At 72.5% G+C, this 16,255-nt stretch carries 18 protein-coding genes; 8 read left to right on the top strand and 10 right to left on the bottom strand.

What is annotated here, in order from left to right; genetic code table 11:
• Position 1: 1 nt before the first annotated feature.
• Genes IFT90_RS07400 through IFT90_RS07390 form a run of 3 tightly spaced genes read right to left on the bottom strand, consistent with a single transcriptional unit; the run spans position 2 to position 1,457 of the window.
• The gene (locus tag IFT90_RS07400) at positions 2-874 is read right to left on the bottom strand and encodes an SURF1 family protein (protein ID WP_192041660.1); all 873 of its coding nucleotides are present in this window, start codon (positions 872-874) and stop codon (positions 2-4) included.
• The gene (locus tag IFT90_RS07395; RefSeq protein ID WP_192042303.1) at positions 871-1,116 is read right to left on the bottom strand and encodes a hypothetical protein; all 246 of its coding nucleotides are present in this window, start codon (positions 1,114-1,116) and stop codon (positions 871-873) included. The genes IFT90_RS07400 and IFT90_RS07395 overlap by 4 nt, the downstream gene beginning before the upstream one ends.
• Positions 1,116-1,457: a DUF3099 domain-containing protein gene (locus IFT90_RS07390; protein WP_192041659.1), complete on the bottom strand. Its 342-nt coding sequence runs from the start codon at positions 1,455-1,457 to the stop codon at positions 1,116-1,118. The genes IFT90_RS07395 and IFT90_RS07390 overlap by 1 nt, the downstream gene beginning before the upstream one ends.
• Positions 1,458-1,583: 126 nt before the next feature.
• On the opposite strand from IFT90_RS07390, the gene fabG reads away from it, so the two are divergent.
• Positions 1,584-2,294, top strand: coding sequence for a 3-oxoacyl-ACP reductase FabG (fabG, locus tag IFT90_RS07385; protein ID WP_192041658.1), 711 nt, complete (start codon positions 1,584-1,586; stop codon positions 2,292-2,294).
• A 69-nt stretch (positions 2,295-2,363) separates the two neighbouring features.
• Here fabG and serB read toward each other — a convergent pair whose 3' ends face one another.
• The gene (gene serB / locus IFT90_RS07380) at positions 2,364-3,002 is read right to left on the bottom strand and encodes a phosphoserine phosphatase SerB (protein ID WP_192041657.1); all 639 of its coding nucleotides are present in this window, start codon (positions 3,000-3,002) and stop codon (positions 2,364-2,366) included.
• A 100-nt stretch (positions 3,003-3,102) separates the two neighbouring features.
• Positions 3,103-4,344: a glucose-1-phosphate adenylyltransferase gene (locus IFT90_RS07375; RefSeq protein WP_146900896.1), complete on the bottom strand. Its 1,242-nt coding sequence runs from the start codon at positions 4,342-4,344 to the stop codon at positions 3,103-3,105.
• Between the two features lie 47 nt (positions 4,345-4,391).
• On the opposite strand from IFT90_RS07375, the gene glgA reads away from it, so the two are divergent.
• From glgA to IFT90_RS07360, 3 genes are all read left to right on the top strand, one after another.
• A complete protein-coding gene (gene glgA / locus IFT90_RS07370) occupies positions 4,392-5,576 on the top strand; it encodes a glycogen synthase (protein ID WP_192041656.1) in 1,185 nt (394 codons plus the stop codon).
• A gap of 10 nt (positions 5,577-5,586) precedes the next feature.
• Complete coding sequence (locus IFT90_RS07365) at positions 5,587-6,372, top strand: ABC transporter ATP-binding protein (protein ID WP_192041655.1); 786 nt, start codon at positions 5,587-5,589, stop codon at positions 6,370-6,372.
• Positions 6,373-6,509: 137 nt separating this feature from the next.
• Positions 6,510-6,758, top strand: a complete 249-nt coding sequence (locus IFT90_RS07360) for a type B 50S ribosomal protein L31 (RefSeq protein WP_043594989.1) — start codon at positions 6,510-6,512, stop codon at positions 6,756-6,758.
• A gap of 161 nt (positions 6,759-6,919) precedes the next feature.
• On the opposite strand, the gene IFT90_RS07355 is transcribed toward IFT90_RS07360, so the two are convergent.
• Both IFT90_RS07355 and treS read right to left on the bottom strand, forming a co-directional pair.
• Positions 6,920-7,630, bottom strand: coding sequence for a 3'-5' exonuclease (locus tag IFT90_RS07355; RefSeq protein ID WP_197980452.1), 711 nt, complete (start codon positions 7,628-7,630; stop codon positions 6,920-6,922).
• An 81-nt stretch (positions 7,631-7,711) separates the two neighbouring features.
• Positions 7,712-9,451, bottom strand: coding sequence for a maltose alpha-D-glucosyltransferase (gene treS / locus IFT90_RS07350; RefSeq protein WP_192041654.1), 1,740 nt, complete (start codon positions 9,449-9,451; stop codon positions 7,712-7,714).
• A gap of 71 nt (positions 9,452-9,522) precedes the next feature.
• Here treS and IFT90_RS07345 point away from each other — a divergent pair, with 71 nt between their 5' ends.
• Positions 9,523-10,428 (top strand): alpha/beta fold hydrolase, encoded by a 906-nt coding sequence (locus tag IFT90_RS07345; protein ID WP_371812179.1) that lies wholly within the window; start codon positions 9,523-9,525, stop codon positions 10,426-10,428.
• On the top strand, positions 10,425-11,534 hold the full coding sequence (locus IFT90_RS07340; RefSeq protein ID WP_192041653.1) for a glycosyltransferase: 1,110 nt from the start codon (positions 10,425-10,427) through the stop codon (positions 11,532-11,534). Before IFT90_RS07345 ends, IFT90_RS07340 begins: the two co-directional genes overlap by 4 nt.
• Here the strand turns inward: IFT90_RS07340 and IFT90_RS07335 are convergent.
• Together IFT90_RS07335 and IFT90_RS07330 are read right to left on the bottom strand one after the other, a co-directional pair.
• Positions 11,531-12,187, bottom strand: a complete 657-nt coding sequence (locus IFT90_RS07335; RefSeq protein ID WP_192041652.1) for a histidine phosphatase family protein — start codon at positions 12,185-12,187, stop codon at positions 11,531-11,533. The two genes, IFT90_RS07340 and IFT90_RS07335, sit on opposite strands and share 4 nt — an antisense overlap.
• The gene (locus IFT90_RS07330) at positions 12,184-13,062 is read right to left on the bottom strand and encodes an NAD-dependent protein deacetylase (RefSeq protein ID WP_192042300.1); all 879 of its coding nucleotides are present in this window, start codon (positions 13,060-13,062) and stop codon (positions 12,184-12,186) included. Before IFT90_RS07330 ends, IFT90_RS07335 begins: the two co-directional genes overlap by 4 nt.
• A 252-nt stretch (positions 13,063-13,314) precedes the next feature.
• On the opposite strand from IFT90_RS07330, the gene IFT90_RS07325 reads away from it, so the two are divergent.
• Positions 13,315-14,166, top strand: a complete 852-nt coding sequence (locus tag IFT90_RS07325; RefSeq protein ID WP_192041651.1) for an RNA methyltransferase — start codon at positions 13,315-13,317, stop codon at positions 14,164-14,166.
• Complete coding sequence (locus IFT90_RS07320; protein ID WP_192041650.1) at positions 14,163-15,392, top strand: D-alanyl-D-alanine carboxypeptidase; 1,230 nt, start codon at positions 14,163-14,165, stop codon at positions 15,390-15,392. The genes IFT90_RS07325 and IFT90_RS07320 overlap by 4 nt, the downstream gene beginning before the upstream one ends.
• A 46-nt stretch (positions 15,393-15,438) precedes the next feature.
• On the opposite strand, the gene IFT90_RS07315 is transcribed toward IFT90_RS07320, so the two are convergent.
• Positions 15,439-16,236: an SGNH/GDSL hydrolase family protein gene (locus IFT90_RS07315; RefSeq protein WP_192041649.1), complete on the bottom strand. Its 798-nt coding sequence runs from the start codon at positions 16,234-16,236 to the stop codon at positions 15,439-15,441.
• Between the last annotated feature and the right edge of the window lie 19 nt (positions 16,237-16,255).

Raw genomic sequence — 16,255 nt, 5'->3', positions numbered from 1 at the left:
CTCAGCGCCCGGCGGCGTCGAGGAGTTCGTCCTCTTCTTCGTGATCCGCGCGGGGACGCGACGCACGTCGTCGCTCGCGCTCGGCTGCCTCCTCCGGGGTCTCGTCGTCGGCGGCGTCGAGCAGCTTGTTGCGTCGCTCTTGCCGGAACACGTAGAAGAGGAACCCGAAGGCGCCGACCGCGAACATGATCCACTGCACGAAGTACGACAGGTTGAGGCCTGTGTCGATCTCCGGCGCGCTGGCCTTCACGGGAGCGGTCGAGGGCGCCGGGTCCTCGGTGGCGAGGAGACCGTAGCTCGCGTCGTAGATCTGGCCGTCGACCCGCTTCTGCACCTCGCTGAGCTGGATCGTGGCGATCTGGTTCGTGCCGGGGACGCCGGTCCGGTCGCCCAGCGCGGGCTCGCCCGGCTTGAGCCGTGCGGTCACGGTGACCTCGCTGGCCGGCGGGGCGGGCACGACGTCGGGGGCGTCCTGGTCGTTGCCGGTGGGGACCCAGCCGCGGTCGATCACGAAGACGTCGCCGCCGCTGACCTGGAACGGCACGAGCACGTCGAAGCCGGGCTGGCCGTTCAGGGGCCGGTTGCGGACGAGCAGCTCCTCGTCGACGAGGTAGCGTCCGGTCATCGAGACGGGCTGCCACTCGAGGGCGGGATCGTACGAGCCCAGCTCGGGAACCGCCTCCTGCAGGGGGATCGGAGCGGCGTCGTACCGCTGCTCGAGCTGGTGGACGACCGCCATCTTCTCTTCGTGACGGCTCCACTGCCAGTGGGCGAGGAGGCCGCAGACGATGGCGAAGACCACCACGACGGCGAGGTAGCCCAGCCACTTGGAGGCAGTGGTCGGGCGAGCCCCCGACGCCTGCGGGGCGCTCAACGCGCCTCCTGCTCGACCCGGTCGACCGTCTCGCCCGCAGGCGTCAGGACGACCGGGAAGTCGCGGGCCCGGAGGAACTCGGCGAGGTAGCCGACGTGCTCGTCGCAGGCCGACCAGACCTTGACGCGCTCGAGGCCGTGGATCTTGGGGTTGCGCCAGTTGACCGCGTGCACGGCGGCTGCGGTGCACCCTGCCCGGGAGCACTGCACGTCACCGGGGCCCTGCTGCCCGAGGCCGAGCATCACCGGGGCACCCCGTCGGAGCCGACGACAGGGTCGTCGTCGGGGTCGTGGGGTGCCGGGGGAGTCCACGGCTCCTGAGGCCCGCGGTAGACCTCGAGTCCGCCGGGCCGCTCGACGTCCTGGCCGCTCTCGTGGCCCACGTTGGCGAGGACGACGGCCACGTACGGGATCACCACGGCGCCGAAGACGGGGATGAGCGTCCACCAGCTGAGGGGGATGACGAAGCAGAAGATGATGCAGACGATGCGGATGCCCGTGGCCAACAGGTACCGGCGCATGCGGGCGTGACGGTCGTCGGCAGGCGACGGGGGCAGCGTGGTGATCGGGGTGGATGTCTTCATGGCCTCACGGGCTCGGGACGCCGAGGGTCGGCGGCTGACTAGATCGTAATCCCGGCGTCCGACAGTAGGCTGGCACGCGGTCCACGGACCCGAGCACCCCTGACGCCCACACCGAGGAGCACCATCATGACCACCCCCCGCACCGTCCTCGTCACCGGCGGCAACCGAGGGATCGGCTTCGCGATCGCCGAGGAGTTCGTGGCCCAGGGCCACCGCGTCGCCGTCACCGCACGCAGCGGCCAGGGCCCCGAGGGCAGCCTCACGGTCGTGGCCGACGTGACCGACGCCGCGAGCGTCGACGCCGCCTTCACCGCGGTCGAGGCCGAGCTCGGCCCGGTCGAGGTCGTCGTCGCGAACGCCGGCATCACGAAGGACGGCCTGCTCATGCGCATGACCGAGGAGGACTTCACCTCGGTCGTGGACACGAACCTCGGCGGGGCCTTCCGCGTCGTCAAGCGCGCCTCCAAGGGCATGCTCAAGGCCCGGTTCGGCCGCATCGTGCTCGTCTCGAGCGTCGTCGGACTGCTCGGCGGCGCCGGCCAGGCGAACTACTCGGCGTCGAAGGCGGCCCTGGTGGGCTTCGCGCGGTCGCTGACGAGGGAGGTAGGCGCCCGGGGCATCACCGCCAACGTCGTCGCCCCGGGGTTCGTCGAGACCGACATGACGGCCGTCCTGCCCGACGAGCAGCAGGCCGACTACAAGAAGAGCATCCCCGCGGCACGCTTCGGCACGGCCTCGGAGGTCGCCAAGGCGATCGCGTGGCTCGCGAGCGACGACGCCGGGTACATCTCCGGTGCGGTCGTCCCGGTCGACGGCGGCCTCGGCATGGGCCACTAGGGCCTCAGCCGCACCGCCGCACCGCGACGTCGCCGAGCGACGCGCCACCAGGCCAGGACTGCGCCCGGCTCAGCCGCGGAGGCCGAGCAGCGGCAGGACCTGCGACAGGTCGCAGTGCGTCACGACCACGTCGGCGTGGTCGCGCACCCGCGGCTTGGCGTTGAACGCCACCGAGAGCGCGGCGGCGTCCATCATCAGCAGGTCGTTCGCCCCGTCGCCGACCGCGACCGTGTGGGCAGGGGCGACGCCCGCCTCCTCGGCCCACTCGCGGAGGGCGGCGGCCTTGCCCGCGGCGTCGACGACCGGACCGTCGACCCGCCCGGTCAGGGCGCCGTCGACGACCTCGAGCCGGTTGGCGCGCCAGAAGTCGAGCCCCAAGCTCTCGGCGATCGGGTCGAGCACCTCGTGGAACCCGCCCGAGACGACGCCGATCACGCTGCCGTGGGCGTGCAGGCCGGCGACCAGCTCCGGCACGCCGGCTGTGAGTCTGATCCGGGACGCGGCGTCGGCGAACACCGTCGACGGCAGCCCCGCCAGCGTCGCGACGCGCGCGTGCAGGCTCTCGGCGAAGTCGAGCTCGCCCGCCATCGCGCGCTCGGTGATGGCGGCGACCTCGTCCCGCGCACCGGCGGCGTCGGCGAGGAGCTCGATGACCTCGTCCTCGATGAGCGTGGAGTCGACGTCGAGGACGGTCAGGAAGCGGGGCACGCGATCACCCTAGTGTCCGGCCGCCGGACGACCGGACGGCGCCGTCACCGTTCGTCACGAGGTGGACGAGGCGACGGCGCCGTCGGCGGCCGGACCGGGGCTACTGGTCGACGCGGACGCCCTTCCCGACGACCGTGATGCCCGAGGGCGTGACCGTGAAGCCCCGTGCGCGGTCCGCCTCGGCGTCGACGCCGACGGAGGCCCCCTCGGCGATGACGACGTCCTTGTCGAGGATGGCCCTGTTCACGGTCGCGTTCGGCCCGATGTGGGCCCGCTCGAAGACGATCGAGTCGACCACGCGCGAGCCGGAGTCGAGCGTGCACCACGGGCCGAGGACGCTGCGCTCGACGTGGGCACCCGACAGGAGCGAACCGAGCGAGACGACCGAGTCGATGGTCGTGCCGAGGTTGCCCAGCCCGTCGCGGACGAACTTGGCCGGGGGAGAGTTGAGCTGCTGGCTGAAGATCGGCCAGTCGGTGTTGTAGAGGTTGAAGATCGGCAACGCCGAGATCAGGTCGCGGTGCGCGTCGTAGAACGAGTCGATGGTGCCGACGTCCCGCCAGTAGTAGCGGTCGCGCTCGGTCGAGCCGGGCACCTCGTTGCGGTTCAGGTCGTAGACGGCAGCGTCGCCGCGGGACACGAAGTCGGGGACGATGTCGCCGCCCATGTCGTGGTCCGAGTCGGCCTTCTCGCCGTCGCGGAGCACCGCGTCGATGAGCACGTCGGCGTCGAAGACGTAGTTGCCCATCGAGGCGAGGATCTCGTCGGGGGAGTCGGGCAGTCCCGTGGCGTCCTTCGGCTTCTCCAGGAACCGGCCGATGCGCGTCGGGTCGTCGGGGTCCACCTCGATCACGCCGAACTGGTCGGCCAGCGAGATCGGCTGGCGGATCGCCGCGACGGTGACGCCGGCGCCCGAGGCGATGTGCGCCTCCACCATCTGCTCGAAGTCCATCCGGTAGACGTGGTCCGCGCCGACCACGACGACGATGTCGGGCTTCTCGTCGCGGAGCAGGTTGAGGCTCTGCAGGATCGCGTCGGCGCTGCCGGCGAACCAGCGCTTGCCGAGGCGCTGCTGTGCGGGCACGGAGGCGACGTACGCGCCGAGCAGCCCCTCGATCGACCAGGTCTGCGAGACGTGGCGGTCGAGGCTGTGCGACTTGTACTGCGTCAGCACGACGATCTGGCGCAGGCCCGAGTTGATGAGGTTCGAGAGCGCGAAGTCGATGAGGCGGTAGTTGCCGCCGAACGGGACGGCGGGCTTCGCCCGGTCGGCGGTCAGGGGCATGAGGCGCTTGCCCTCGCCCCCGGCCAGGACGATGCCGAAGATCTTCTTTGATGCCATGGGGCCAGAATGGCACGTTTCTCCGGCGCACGACTACGGTGATGCTCGTGCGAGTCGATGTCATCACGAAGGAATATCCGCCGAACGTCTACGGAGGCGCCGGCGTCCACGTCGTCGAGCTCGCGAAGGCGCTGAGGCAGTCGATCGAGGTGCAGGTCCGGGCCTTCGGGGACGTCGACCCCGAGCCCGACACGACCGGCTACCCGGACCTGGCCGAGCTCGCCCGGGTCAACGGCGCGCTCCGCACCCTCGGCACCGACGTCCGCATCGCCCAGGACGTCGCGGGCGCCGACATCGTGCACAGCCACACCTGGTACGCGAACGCGGCGGGCCAGCTCGCCCAGATGCTGCACGACGTGCCCCACGTCCTCACGGCGCACAGCCTCGAGCCGCTCCGCCCCTGGAAGGCCGAGCAGCTCGGCGGCGGCTACCGTGTCTCGAGCTGGATCGAGCGCCAGGCCTACGAGACGGCCGACGCCGTGATCGCCGTCAGCGAGGGGATGCGCCGCGACATCCTGCGCTCCTACCCCGGCATCGACGAGCAGAAGGTCAGCGTCGTCTACAACGGCATCGACCTCGAGGCGTGGCAGCGCGTCGACGACGCCGAGCTGGTACGCGAGCTCGGCATCGACCCCGACCGCCCCTCGGTCGTCTTCGTCGGGCGCATCACCCGTCAGAAGGGCCTGCCGTACCTGCTGCGCGCGGCCAAGCTGCTGCCCGCGGACGTCCAGCTGGTGCTCTGTGCCGGCGCACCCGACACCCCCGAGATCATGGCCGAGGTGAGCGGCCTGGTCCGCGAGCTGCAGGAGGAGCGGACCGGCGTCGTCTGGATCGAGAAGATCCTGCCCCGTCACCAGCTCAGCGCCGTCCTCAGCGCCGCCACGACCTTCGTCTGCCCGTCCGTCTACGAGCCGCTCGGCATCGTCAACCTCGAGGCGATGGCCTGTGGCGTGCCCGTGGTCGGGTCGGACACCGGCGGCATCCCCGAGGTGGTGGCCGACGGCCTCACCGGCCGCATCGTCCCGCTCGAGCAGGCGCAGGACGGGACGGGGACCCCGCTCGACCCCGACAAGTTCGTCGCCGACCTCGCCCGCATCCTCACCGAGGTCGTCTCCGACCCGGCCCTCGCCCGGCTGATGGGTCGGGCGGGCCGGATGCGCGCCGAGAGCGAGTTCTCCTGGACACGGATCGCTGACCGCACCCTCCAGGTCTACGGCTCCCTGCGTCGATAGGCTGTCGAGCATGCCTACCGTCCTGCAGCTGACCGATGTCTCCCTCGTCCGCGGCGGCGTCCCCGTCGTCGACTCGCTGACCTGGACCGTCGACTCGGACGAGCGGTGGATCGTGCTGGGGCCGAACGGCGCCGGCAAGTCCTCCCTGCTCCAGGTGGCGGCGGCACAGACCCACCCGAGCTCCGGGACCGCGGAGGTGCTCGGCGGCGACCTGGGCTCCGTCGACCTCTTCGACCTCCGCCCGCGCATCGGCTTCGCCTCGACGACGATCGCCCGTCGCATCCCGGCCAAGGAGAAGGTCGTCGACGTCGTCCTCACCGCCGCCTACTCGGTCACCGGCCGCTGGAACGAGGAGTACGAGGGCGTCGACGTGCGCCGTGCCCACCGCGTGCTCGACGAGTGGAGCCTCGACCACCTGTCGGAGCGCACCTTCGGCGAGCTGAGCGACGGCGAGCAGAAGCGCGTCCAGATCGCGCGGGCGGTCATGACCGACCCCGAGCTCCTGCTGCTCGACGAGCCGGCCGCGAGCCTCGACCTCGGCGCCCGCGAGGAGCTGCTGCGGATGCTCTCCGGCTACGCGCAGTCCGAGGGCGCCCCGGCGATCGTCATGGTCACCCACCACGTCGAGGAGATCCCGCGCGGCTTCACCCACGCGCTCCTCCTCGACCACGGCTCCGTCGTGGCCGCCGGCCCGATGGACGAGGTCGTGACGGCCGAGACCCTCGGTGCCACCTTCGGCGTCGAGCTCGAGGTCACCTCGGAGGACGGCCGCTACACGGCTCGCGCCGCGCGCTGACGGGTCCACGCCGCCGGCCGGTTCGTTCCTCGGATCCGGGCCGCGCGTCTGGTATCGTTGACAGCTGGTCCGGCGCATGCGTGCGCAGCGCCTCCCCGAACTTCACACCACCATCCACCGCTAGACCTAGGACTCTCATGAAGACCGACATCCACCCCGAGTACAAGCAGATCGTCTTCCGCGACCTCGCATCGGGCGCCACGTTCCTCACGCGCTCCACGACGACGAGCGACAAGACCATCGAGCTCGACGGGGAGACCTACCCGGTCATCGACGTCGAGATCTCGTCCGAGTCGCACCCGTTCTACACGGGCAAGCAGCGCATCCTCGACTCGGCCGGTCGCGTCGAGAAGTTCAACTCGCGCTACAAGAACTTCGGCAAGTAAGTACCACTTCAGGGTCACGACCCTGATGCACGTCGAGAGGCGGTCCACCCCGGTGGACCGCCTCTCGTCGTCTGCGCGGGTCCGCCTCAGGAGGCGGCCAGGTCGTCTGCCTGAGGAGGCGTCGACCGCGTACGCCTGAGGCGGCGGGCAGGCCGTCCGCCTCAGGAGGCGGGCAGTGAGCGGTGCGGCCACTCGCCGGACGTCGTGAACGTCGGGTCCTTGCGGCGCATGTACTCCTGGAACGACGCCGCCTGGGTCGAGCACCAGCCGACCTGCAGGTCGTGCAGGTCGGTGGTCGCCACGTCGAGCTGGTCGGGGTACCGCTTCGCCATGGCCTGGGCGACCCGACCCGCGGCCACGGCGTCCGCCCCGGCGTCGTGCGCGTCGTCGAGGACCACGCCGTAGACGCCGGCGGCGGCCTCGAGGGTGCGCTTGCCCTTGCGGAAGCGGTCGACGGCCTTGTCGATGACGAGCGGGTCGACGACGCAGCCGATCTCGCCGACCTCGCCGAGGGGCTCGATGCCGTGCCGACGCGCCTCGCGGTCGAGGAGGGTCAGGTCGTAGGGGGCGTTGTAGACGACGAGGGGCACGCCGCGGGCGAAGACGGCCCTGACCGCGGCGACGATCTCGGCCACGACCTCGGCGGCGGGCCGACCCTCGGCCCGCGCGCGCTCGGTCGAGATGCCGTGCACGGCGCTGGCCTGCTCGGGGATCTCGACGCCGGGGTCGGCCAGCCACTCGCCGTGCGCGACCGTCGCGCCCGTGGCGTCGATGAGACCGACGTGGGCCGTGACGATGCGGGCCGTCTCGACGTCGATCCCCGTCGTCTCCAGGTCGAACACGCCGAGAGCCTTCCACCACGCCGACGGCAGGTCACCCGCCGCAGCGGGGGAGTCGAGGACGGGAGTGGACGGCACGGTCTCGGCAGGGTCGGTCTGGCTCACCCTCTGAGCCTACGAGGCGCCGCCGACAGCAGGCGCCGGCGCGGCGGGCACGTCGCCGACGTGCAGCCAGAAGAACTGCTGCGTGCCGAGCGTGATGGTGACCTTGCCCTCGTCGTCGAACGACGGGAACTGCGCCCCGCCGAAGAGGTCGAAGAGCGTCCGGCCGGCCAGGTGCGGCGCCGTGACCGTGACGGCGGACGGGTTGTGCGCGAACGAGAACACGCAGAGGACGTCCTCGGCGGAGGCGCCGAACTGGGTGCCCTCGCCCTCGTACGACCGGACGAACGCGAGCACCGACTCCTGGTCCGTCTCGGCCACCTCGAGCGTGCCGAGCCCGAACACCGGGTGCGCCTTGCGGACGTGGATGACGTTCCGCACCCAGTGCAGCAGCGACCGCGACTGGGCCAGCTGGCTCTCGACGTTGACCAGGTTGTAGTTGAAGACGAGCGACTGCACGACGGGCAGGAACAGCTTGCCCGGGTCGGCCGTCGAGAAGCCGGCGTTGCGGTCGGGCGTCCACTGCATCGGCGTGCGCGACGAGTCGCGGTCGGGCAGCCAGATGTTGTCGCCCATGCCGATCTCGTCGCCGTAGTACAGGAACGGGCTGCCGGGCAGCGCGAACAGCAGGGCGTGGACGAGCTCGAGCTCGGCCCGCGAGTTGTCCAGCAGCGGAGCGAGGCGGCGGCGGATGCCGATGTTCGAGCGCATCCGCGGGTCGTAGGCGTACCAGCCGTACATCGCCTGGCGGTACTCCTCGCTCACCATCTCGAGCGTCAGCTCGTCGTGGTTGCGGAGGAAGACGGCCCACGCGGCGCCCGGCGGCACCTCGGTGGTCTCGGAGAGGATGCGCTTCAGCTCGGAGCCGTTCTGCGCCCGCAGCGAGTAGAAGATGCGGGGCATGACGGGGAAGTCGAAGGCCATGTGGCACTCGGGCTCTTCCTCGGTGCCGAAGAAGGCGGCCGTCTCGGCCGGCCACTGGTTCGCCTCGGCGATGAGCACGCGGCCGGGGAACTCGTCGTCGACCATGCGACGGAGGCGCTTGATGAACTCGTGGGTGGCGGGCTCGCCCTCGCCGTTGCCCTCCTCCGTCTCGAAGAGGTAGGGGATGGCGTCGAGCCGCAGGCCGTCGACGCCCAGGTCGAGCCAGTGCCGGACGACGTCGAAGACGGCCTCCTGCACGGCCGGGTTCTCGAAGTTGAGGTCGGGCTGGTGCGAGAAGAAGCGGTGGAAGAAGAACTGGCGGCGCACCGGGTCGAAGGTCCAGTTCGACTCTTCCGTGTCGACGAAGATGACGCGGATGTTGGAGTACTCCTCGTCGGTGTCGCGCCAGACGTAGAAGTCTCCGTAGGGGCCCTCGGGGTCCTCCCGGGACTGCTGGAACCACTCGTGCTGGTCCGACGTGTGGTTGAGCACCATGTCGATGACGATGCGCATGTTGCGCTCGTGCGACTTCGTCACGAGGTCGCGGAACTCGTCGAGCGTGCCGAACTCGGGCAGGATCGCCTTGTAGTCGGCGATGTCGTAGCCGCCGTCGCGGAGGGGCGACTGGAAGAACGGCGGCAGCCACAGGGCGTCGACCCCGAGCCACTGCAGGTAGTCGAGCCGCGAGAGCAGCCCCTGGAGGTCGCCGGCGCCGTCGCCGTTGCTGTCGACGAACGAGCGGACCATCACCTCGTAGAACACGGCACGTCGGTGCCATGCGGGATCGAGGGTCAGACCGGGCTGCTGGATGGGGGCAGTGAAGCTCACCCGGCCAACTCTAGGACGGCCGACGGCCGAGCGCGCGCGTTCCGCCAGGACCGCCTCCGTAGACTCGGCCCGTGATCGTCAGAGAGCCCCGTGTCCCGTCGCCGTACCGGCGCCTCCTCGAGTCCGTCGCGGTGCGCGAGGACGTCGTCCGTGTCGCCGGCAGCGACACCGCGTGGTGGACCTACGACACGCCGGGCGCCGACGACGACAGCCCGGTCGTGCTCGCGGTGCACGGCTTCCGCGGCGACCACCACGGCCTCGAGCCGGTCGTCGCGCACCTCACGGGCGTCCGGGTGGTCATGCCCGACCTGCCGGGCTTCGGCGAGTCGACGCCGCTCGAGAGCGAGCACAGCGTCGCCGCCTACGCCGCCTGGCTGACCGCGTTCGCGGCCGCCGTCGGGCTGGACGAGTCGGTCGTGGTGCTCGGGCACTCGTTCGGGTCGATCGTCACCTCCGCCGCCCTCGCGGACGGGCTCCGCGCCTCCCGGCTCGTGCTCGTCAACCCGATCGCCGCGCCGGCACTGTCCGGTCCGCGCGGCGTCGTCACCCGCCTCGCCGTCTTCTACTACTGGGCCGGTGCGGCCCTCCCCGAGGCCGCGGGGCTGTCGGCGCTGCAGAACGCGGCCGTCACGCGGTTCACGAGCCTCGCGATGGTCAAGACGCACGACGCGTCGCTGCGCCGCTGGATCCACGACCAGCACGACGCGTACTTCTCGCGCTTCGCGGACCGTCGCGTCGTGCTCGACGCGTTCCGCGCCTCCGTGTCGAGCGACGTCAGCAGCTACGCGGCGCGCGTCGCTGTGCCGACGCTGCTGATCGCGGCCGACCGCGACGACATCACGGCGCTGCCTGCCCAGCACGAGCTGCGGGCGCTGTTCCCCGACGCGCGCCTCACCGTGATCGACGGCGTGGGCCACCTGATCCACTACGAGAAGCCGCAGGAGGCGGCCGCCGCGATCCAGGGGTTCGTCGCGTGAGGATCGCGGTCGACTGCCGCTACGTCCGCACCGGGCGGCACGACGGCATCAGCCGGTTCACCGCCGGCGTCGTCGGCGCCCTCGCCGAGCTCACCCGCGACGACGACGGGATCGAGCTGACGATGGTCGTCTCCGACCTAGGCCAGCTCGACAAGCTGCCCGACCTGCCGCACCTGCTCGTCAGCGACCCGACGAGCCCGCGCGAGCCCCTCGTCGCGCTGCAGGTCGCGGCGGCCCGCCCCGACGTCGTGTGGTCGCCCATGCAGACGATGGGCTCGTGGGGGCGCCGTCACCGGCTCGTGCTGACCCTGCACGACCTCATCTACTACACGAACCGGACGCCGCCGCCCGAGTTCGCCCTGCCGCTGCGCTTGCTCTGGCGGCTCTACCACCTCGCCTGGTGGCCGCAGCGGCTGCTCCTCGACCGGGCCGACGCGGTCGTCACCGTCAGCCGGACGACCCGGGACGAGATGACCCGTCACCGCCTCACCCGGCGACCCGTCACCGTCGTCTCGAACGCGGCCGACCCGGTCGACGACGCACGGCCCCGCACGGTCCCGGTGCACCGCGACCTCGTCTACATGGGGTCGTTCATGCCGTACAAGAACGTGGCCGCGCTCGCCAGGGCGCTTCCCCTGCTCGACGGGCACCGGCTGCACCTGATGAGCCGCGTGTCGGAGCGGGAGCGCGCCTCCTTGACGGCCCTCGCTCCTGCGGGCTCGCTGGTGTTCCACGACGGCGCGAGCGACGAGGAGTACCGCGACGTGCTGCTGGGCGCCACCGCCGTGGTCACGGCGAGCCGGGCGGAGGGCTTCGGCATCCCGCTCGTCGAGGGCATGGCCCTCGGCACCCCGGCCGTCGTCAGCGACATCCCCATCTTCCGCGAGATCGGCGGCGACGCGGCCCTGTACTTCGACCCGGAGTCGCCCTCGTCGATCGCGGCGGCGGTGCGCCGGCTCGAGGGGGAGTGGGCGGCACGGTCGGCCGCGTCGGTGCAGCAGGCGGCGCGCTTCAGCTGGGCGGCCTCGGCCGAGGTGCTGCTCGAGCTGCTGCGGGCGACCGGCCGTTCTCCCCGCCGCCGGGGCAGGCGCAGCCTCCGCGGCTAGTCGGCGGCGGGGCGCTCGAGCGCGTTCTGCCAGTCGAAGGCGAAGGTGCCCGCGCGCTCGGACTCGACCTCGATCGGGTCGTCGAACTCGCGGAGCACCAGGGCGCCGTCGAGCAGCTCGAACGAGTGGATCGAGCCGTTGCGGATGGGCGTCCCGAGGTGCAGGACGTCGTCGCCCGCGACGTGCGTCACCACGGCGCGGATGACGGCGCCGTGCGTCGCGACGACGACCCGGCCGGCACCGCCCCCGTCGACGTCGCCGGTCGAGCGGGCGATCTCGACCAGGGCCGGCAGCACCCGGGCCAGGAGCTCACGACGGCCCTCGCGACCCGGGACGGGCGTGCCGGCGGGGAAGCGCCGCTCGACCTCGCTGCCGGTCAGGCCCTCGGCGTCGCCGTAGCGCCGCTCGGCGACGGCCGGGACGAGCTCCGGCGCGGGCAGCCCGAGCCGGGCGGCGATGATCGAGCCGGTCTCGGCGGCGCGCGACAGGGGACTCGCGACGACCCGGTCGAACGACCGGCGGGCGAGCAGGTCTCCCGCCTCGGCGGCCTGGGCACGGCCGAGGTCGTTCAGCGGGATGTCGGTCGCGCCCTGGATGCGGCGGGCGCGGTTCCAGTCGGTCTCGCCGTGGCGGACGAGGTAGAGCAGGGTCATCGTGACTCCGGGGCAGGGGCGGTCGCCGGCACGAGGCGCTCGGCCAGGGCTGTCAGGGTCTCGGTCGTCCCGGCGTCGATCTTGACGGCAGCCCGCGAGTCGCCCTTGGTCTCGCCACGGTTGACGATCACGACGGGGAGCCTGCGGCGCGTGGCCTGGTCGAGCAGCCGGATGCCGGAGTTGACGACGAGCGACGACCCCACGACCAGCAGCGCCTCGGCGCCGACGACGAGCGACCGGGCCTCGGCGAAGCGCTCGACGGGCACGAACTCGCCGAAGAACACGACGTCCGGCTTCAGCATGCCGCCGCAGACGGTGCACGCGGGGACGACGAAGGCGTCGATGTCGTCGACCTCGACGTCGCCGTCCGGGGCGAGGCGGACGCTCTCGGGCTCGTCGATCCAGGGGTTGTCGCCGGCGAGGCGGGCGGCGACGGTGTCGCGGGCGAACGACTGGCCGCAGGTGAGGCAGAGCACGCGGTCGACGGTGCCGTGCAGGTCGACCACGCGCCGCGACCCCGCACGCTCGTGCAGCGCGTCGACGTTCTGGGTGACGACGCCGTTGACGACCCCGGCGCGCTCGAGCTCGGCGAGGGCCCGGTGCCCGCCGTTCGGTGCGGACGCCCGGAACGTCTTCCAGCCGACGTGGCTCCCCGCCCAGTAGCGCTTGCGGTACCGCTCGCTCGAGAGGAACTGCTGGAAGGTCATGGGGTTGCGCGGGGGCGCCCCGGCCCCCCGGTAGTCGGGGATGCCGGAGTCGGTGCTGATGCCCGCGCCGGTCAGCACGGCGACGCGACGGCCGGCCAGGACCTCGACGGCGGCCTCGAGGGCGTCGCCGGCGGTGGCCGAGGGCGCAGGCGCCGGGGTGACAGGCACCGAGGAGGCGCGGGCCGGCCCGGCGGGGCCGGCTGCGGCCGGCGGCGTGGCCGGGTCAGTCACGGTGGGGCCTCCTTCGGGGCGGGTCGACCTCCGGGTCGGGTCGACCTCCGGGTCGGGTCGACGTCAGCCTAAACGGCGGGGCCTGGCGATTCGTTCCCCGGACGTTAGCCTGGACCTCGTCCCTGCCCCCTCGTCCTCCCGCGTCGCCTCCCGCCCCGTCGCCGACCGGACGTCCTGCCCTGGAGCGCCGTGCGCATCACCCGCATCACCGACCTCGACCGTCCCGACCTCGCGGACTACGCCCGGCTGACCGACGTGGCGCTGCGCCGCGTCTCGGAGCCCGAGGGCGGGCTCTACATCGCCGAGTCGAGCAAGGTGATCGAGCGCGCGCTCCGTGCCGGGCACGTGCCCCGCTCGGTGCTGATGAACGAGCGCTGGCTGGCCGACGTGGAGCCCCTGGTCGCGCACCTCGACGGCGAGATCTTCGTCGGCGACGCGTCCCTGCTCGAGACGCTCACCGGCTACCACCTGCACCGGGGCGCCCTGGCGGCCATGCACCGTCCCGAGCTGCCCAGCGTCGAGTCGCTCCTCGAGGGCGCGCGACGCGTGGTCGTGCTGGAGGACATCGTCGACCACACGAACGTGGGCGCCATCTTCCGAGCGGTCGCCGGGCTCGGCGCGGACGCCGTGCTCGTCACGCCCCGCTGCGCCGACCCGCTGTACCGGCGCAGCGTCCGCGTCAGCATGGGCACAGTGCTCCAGGTGCCGTGGACGCGCCTCCCGGAGTGGCCCCGGGGCGCCGAGCTGCTCCGCGACGCGGGCTTCGAGGTCGCGGCCCTCGCCCTCGCCGACGACGCCGTTCCCCTCGACGTCTACGCCGCCTCCGCCCCCGAGCGCGTCGCCCTGCTGCTCGGGACCGAGGGGGACGGCCTCAGCCGGGACGCCCTCCGCGCCGCCGACCGGGTCGTGACGATCCCGATGCTGCACGGCGTCGACAGCCTCAACGTCGCCGCCGCCTCCGCCGTGGCCCTGTGGGCGCTGCGGGTGCCGCCCGTGGCCGGCGAGGCGGCGTCCGACGCCGGGGGAGCGTCGCCCTCGTGACGCGTCGCGCCGTCCTGAGACGTCGTCGGGCCGCCGTGGCCGCCGTCGTGGTGCTCGTGCTCGCCGTGGGCACGTACCTGCCCCTCACGCTGCTCGGCCCGCTGGCGCCTGCCGCGGCCGCCGCGTCGACGTGGGAGGCGCCCGCCCAGCCGGGCGCGCAGCTCGCGTTCCCGGCGTACGGGGCCACGGCCGTCGAGGCCCTCGGCTTCGACGAGAGCCTCACGACGAGCGGCGACGCGCAGCCGCGGCCGATCGCGAGCATCAGCAAGGTGGTGACCGCGCTCGTCGTCCTCGACGCGAAGCCGCTCGACGGGGGCGACGGGCCGTCGATCACCCTCACGGCCGCCGACGCGGCCCTCTACGACACGTACCGCGCGGTCGACGGGAAGGTCGTGCCGATGACGGCCGGTTCCGTCCTCACCGAACGGCAGCTGCTCGAGGTGACCCTGATCGAGTCGGCGAACAACTACGCGACCGCGCTGGCGCGCTGGGCCTTCGGGTCGGACGCCGCCTTCGTCTCGGCGGCGTCCGCGTGGCTCGCCGAGAACGACCTCGCCGCGACGACCATCGTCGAGCCGACGGGGCTGTCGCCGCAGAACACGAGCACGGCGACCGACCTCGTGGCCCTCGGCGCGCTCGCCCTCGCCGACCCCGACGTCGCGGCCATCGTCGGCACCGACGAGACGACGATCCCCGGTGTGGGCGTCATCGACAACTCGAACGAGCTGCTCGGCCTCGACGGCGTCAAGGGGATCAAGACCGGCACGCTCGACGAGGCCGGCGCCTGCCTGCTCTTCGCGGCCGACTTCACGGTGGCCGACCGGACCGTGACGGTGGTCGGCGTCATGCTGGGCGGCGTCGACCACGACGCGCTCGACGCCGACGTGCAGCGCCTGCTGCAGAGCGTGACGGGCAAGTTCCAGACCATCACGCTGACGAGCCGGGACGACGTCTGGGCCCGCTACGACCTGCCGTGGGGCGCGTCGGCCCAGGCGGTCGCGGCCGAGGACGCCGACCTGCTCGTCTGGGGCGACAAGACGGTCACCTCCGCGCTGCAGACCGACGAGGTCGGACCGGACGCCGCCGGCGACGAGGTGGGCACCGTCCGCTTCGACGTCGGCGGCGAGGAGGTCGACGTGCCGCTGGTGCTCGACGCGACGATCCCGGAGCCCGGTGCGTGGTGGCGACTGACGCACCCGCAGGACGTCCTCGGCGGAGGCGGCTGACGCCTCCTCGTCGGGACCACGCACCCGGCCGCGGCCGCGCCCGCCGCTACGACAGCGGCTGCTCGTCGCGGTAGATGACCGTCACCGCGTCGGGTCGCTTCGCCTGGCGCCCGTCGCCCGACGACTGGTGCCGGAGGCGGCGGACGACCCAGGGCACCAGGTACTCACGCGCCCAGCCCATGTCCTCCGAGCGCGCCTGGCGCCACGGACGACGCTCGAGGGGCTCGGGCCGCCAGGGCTCGAGGTCGTTCTCGACGGCGAGGGCGCCGAGCACGGCCCGGGCGATGGTGTGGTGGCCGAGCGGGCTGAAGTGCAGCCGGTCGGGCGCCCACATGCGGGAGTCGGACAGCTGGCGGAGGGCCCACATGTCGGCGACCACGGCGTCGTGCTTCAGCGCGATCGCGTGGACGTGCTCGTTGTAGATGGCGACCTTGCCGCGGAGCCGCCCGAGCACCGGGGTCAGCCCGATGTCCGGGCCGGTGAAGACGACCACCGTCGCGCCCTGGGAGCCCAGCTTCTCGACGAGGGCGTCGAAGCCGGCGGCGACCTGGTCGGGGTCGGTCCCGGGGCGGATGATGTCGTTGCCGCCGGCCGAGACGGAGATCAGGTCGGGCCGGAGCGACAGGGCGGCGTCGGCCTGCTCGTCGGCGATCTGCGCCAGCAGGCGCCCCCGCACCGCCAGGTTGGCGTAGGCGAAGTCGTCCGCCGACGAGCCGAGGACCTCGGCGACGCGGTCGGCCCAGCCGCGGTGGCCGCCGGGCGCACGCTCCTCCGGGTCGCCGATCCCCTCCGTGAACGAGTCGCCGATCGCGACGTAGCGAGACCAGGGGTGCAGCTGAGTCATGGCCTCCACGTTACCGCCG

The sequence above is a fragment of the Frigoribacterium sp. CFBP 8766 genome (assembly GCF_014841435.1).
In the GTDB taxonomy this organism is placed as follows: domain Bacteria; phylum Actinomycetota; class Actinomycetes; order Actinomycetales; family Microbacteriaceae; genus Frigoribacterium.
Note: the sequence above shows the minus strand (reverse complement) of the source record. Positions and strands in the feature narration are given on the sequence as shown.

Coding starts and splice junctions, on each gene's coding strand:
- IFT90_RS07315 (WP_192041649.1), bottom strand. CDS start 16,236: ATGACTCAGCTGCACCCCTGGTCTCGCTACGTCGCGATCGGCGACTCG.
- IFT90_RS07390 (WP_192041659.1), bottom strand. CDS start 1,457: ATGAAGACATCCACCCCGATCACCACGCTGCCCCCGTCGCCTGCCGAC.
- IFT90_RS07360 (WP_043594989.1), top strand. CDS start 6,510: ATGAAGACCGACATCCACCCCGAGTACAAGCAGATCGTCTTCCGCGAC.
- IFT90_RS07395 (WP_192042303.1), bottom strand. CDS start 1,116: ATGCTCGGCCTCGGGCAGCAGGGCCCCGGTGACGTGCAGTGCTCCCGG.
- IFT90_RS07375 (WP_146900896.1), bottom strand. CDS start 4,344: ATGGCATCAAAGAAGATCTTCGGCATCGTCCTGGCCGGGGGCGAGGGC.
- IFT90_RS07365 (WP_192041655.1), top strand. CDS start 5,587: ATGCCTACCGTCCTGCAGCTGACCGATGTCTCCCTCGTCCGCGGCGGC.
- fabG (WP_192041658.1), top strand. CDS start 1,584: ATGACCACCCCCCGCACCGTCCTCGTCACCGGCGGCAACCGAGGGATC.
- IFT90_RS07335 (WP_192041652.1), bottom strand. CDS start 12,187: ATGACCCTGCTCTACCTCGTCCGCCACGGCGAGACCGACTGGAACCGC.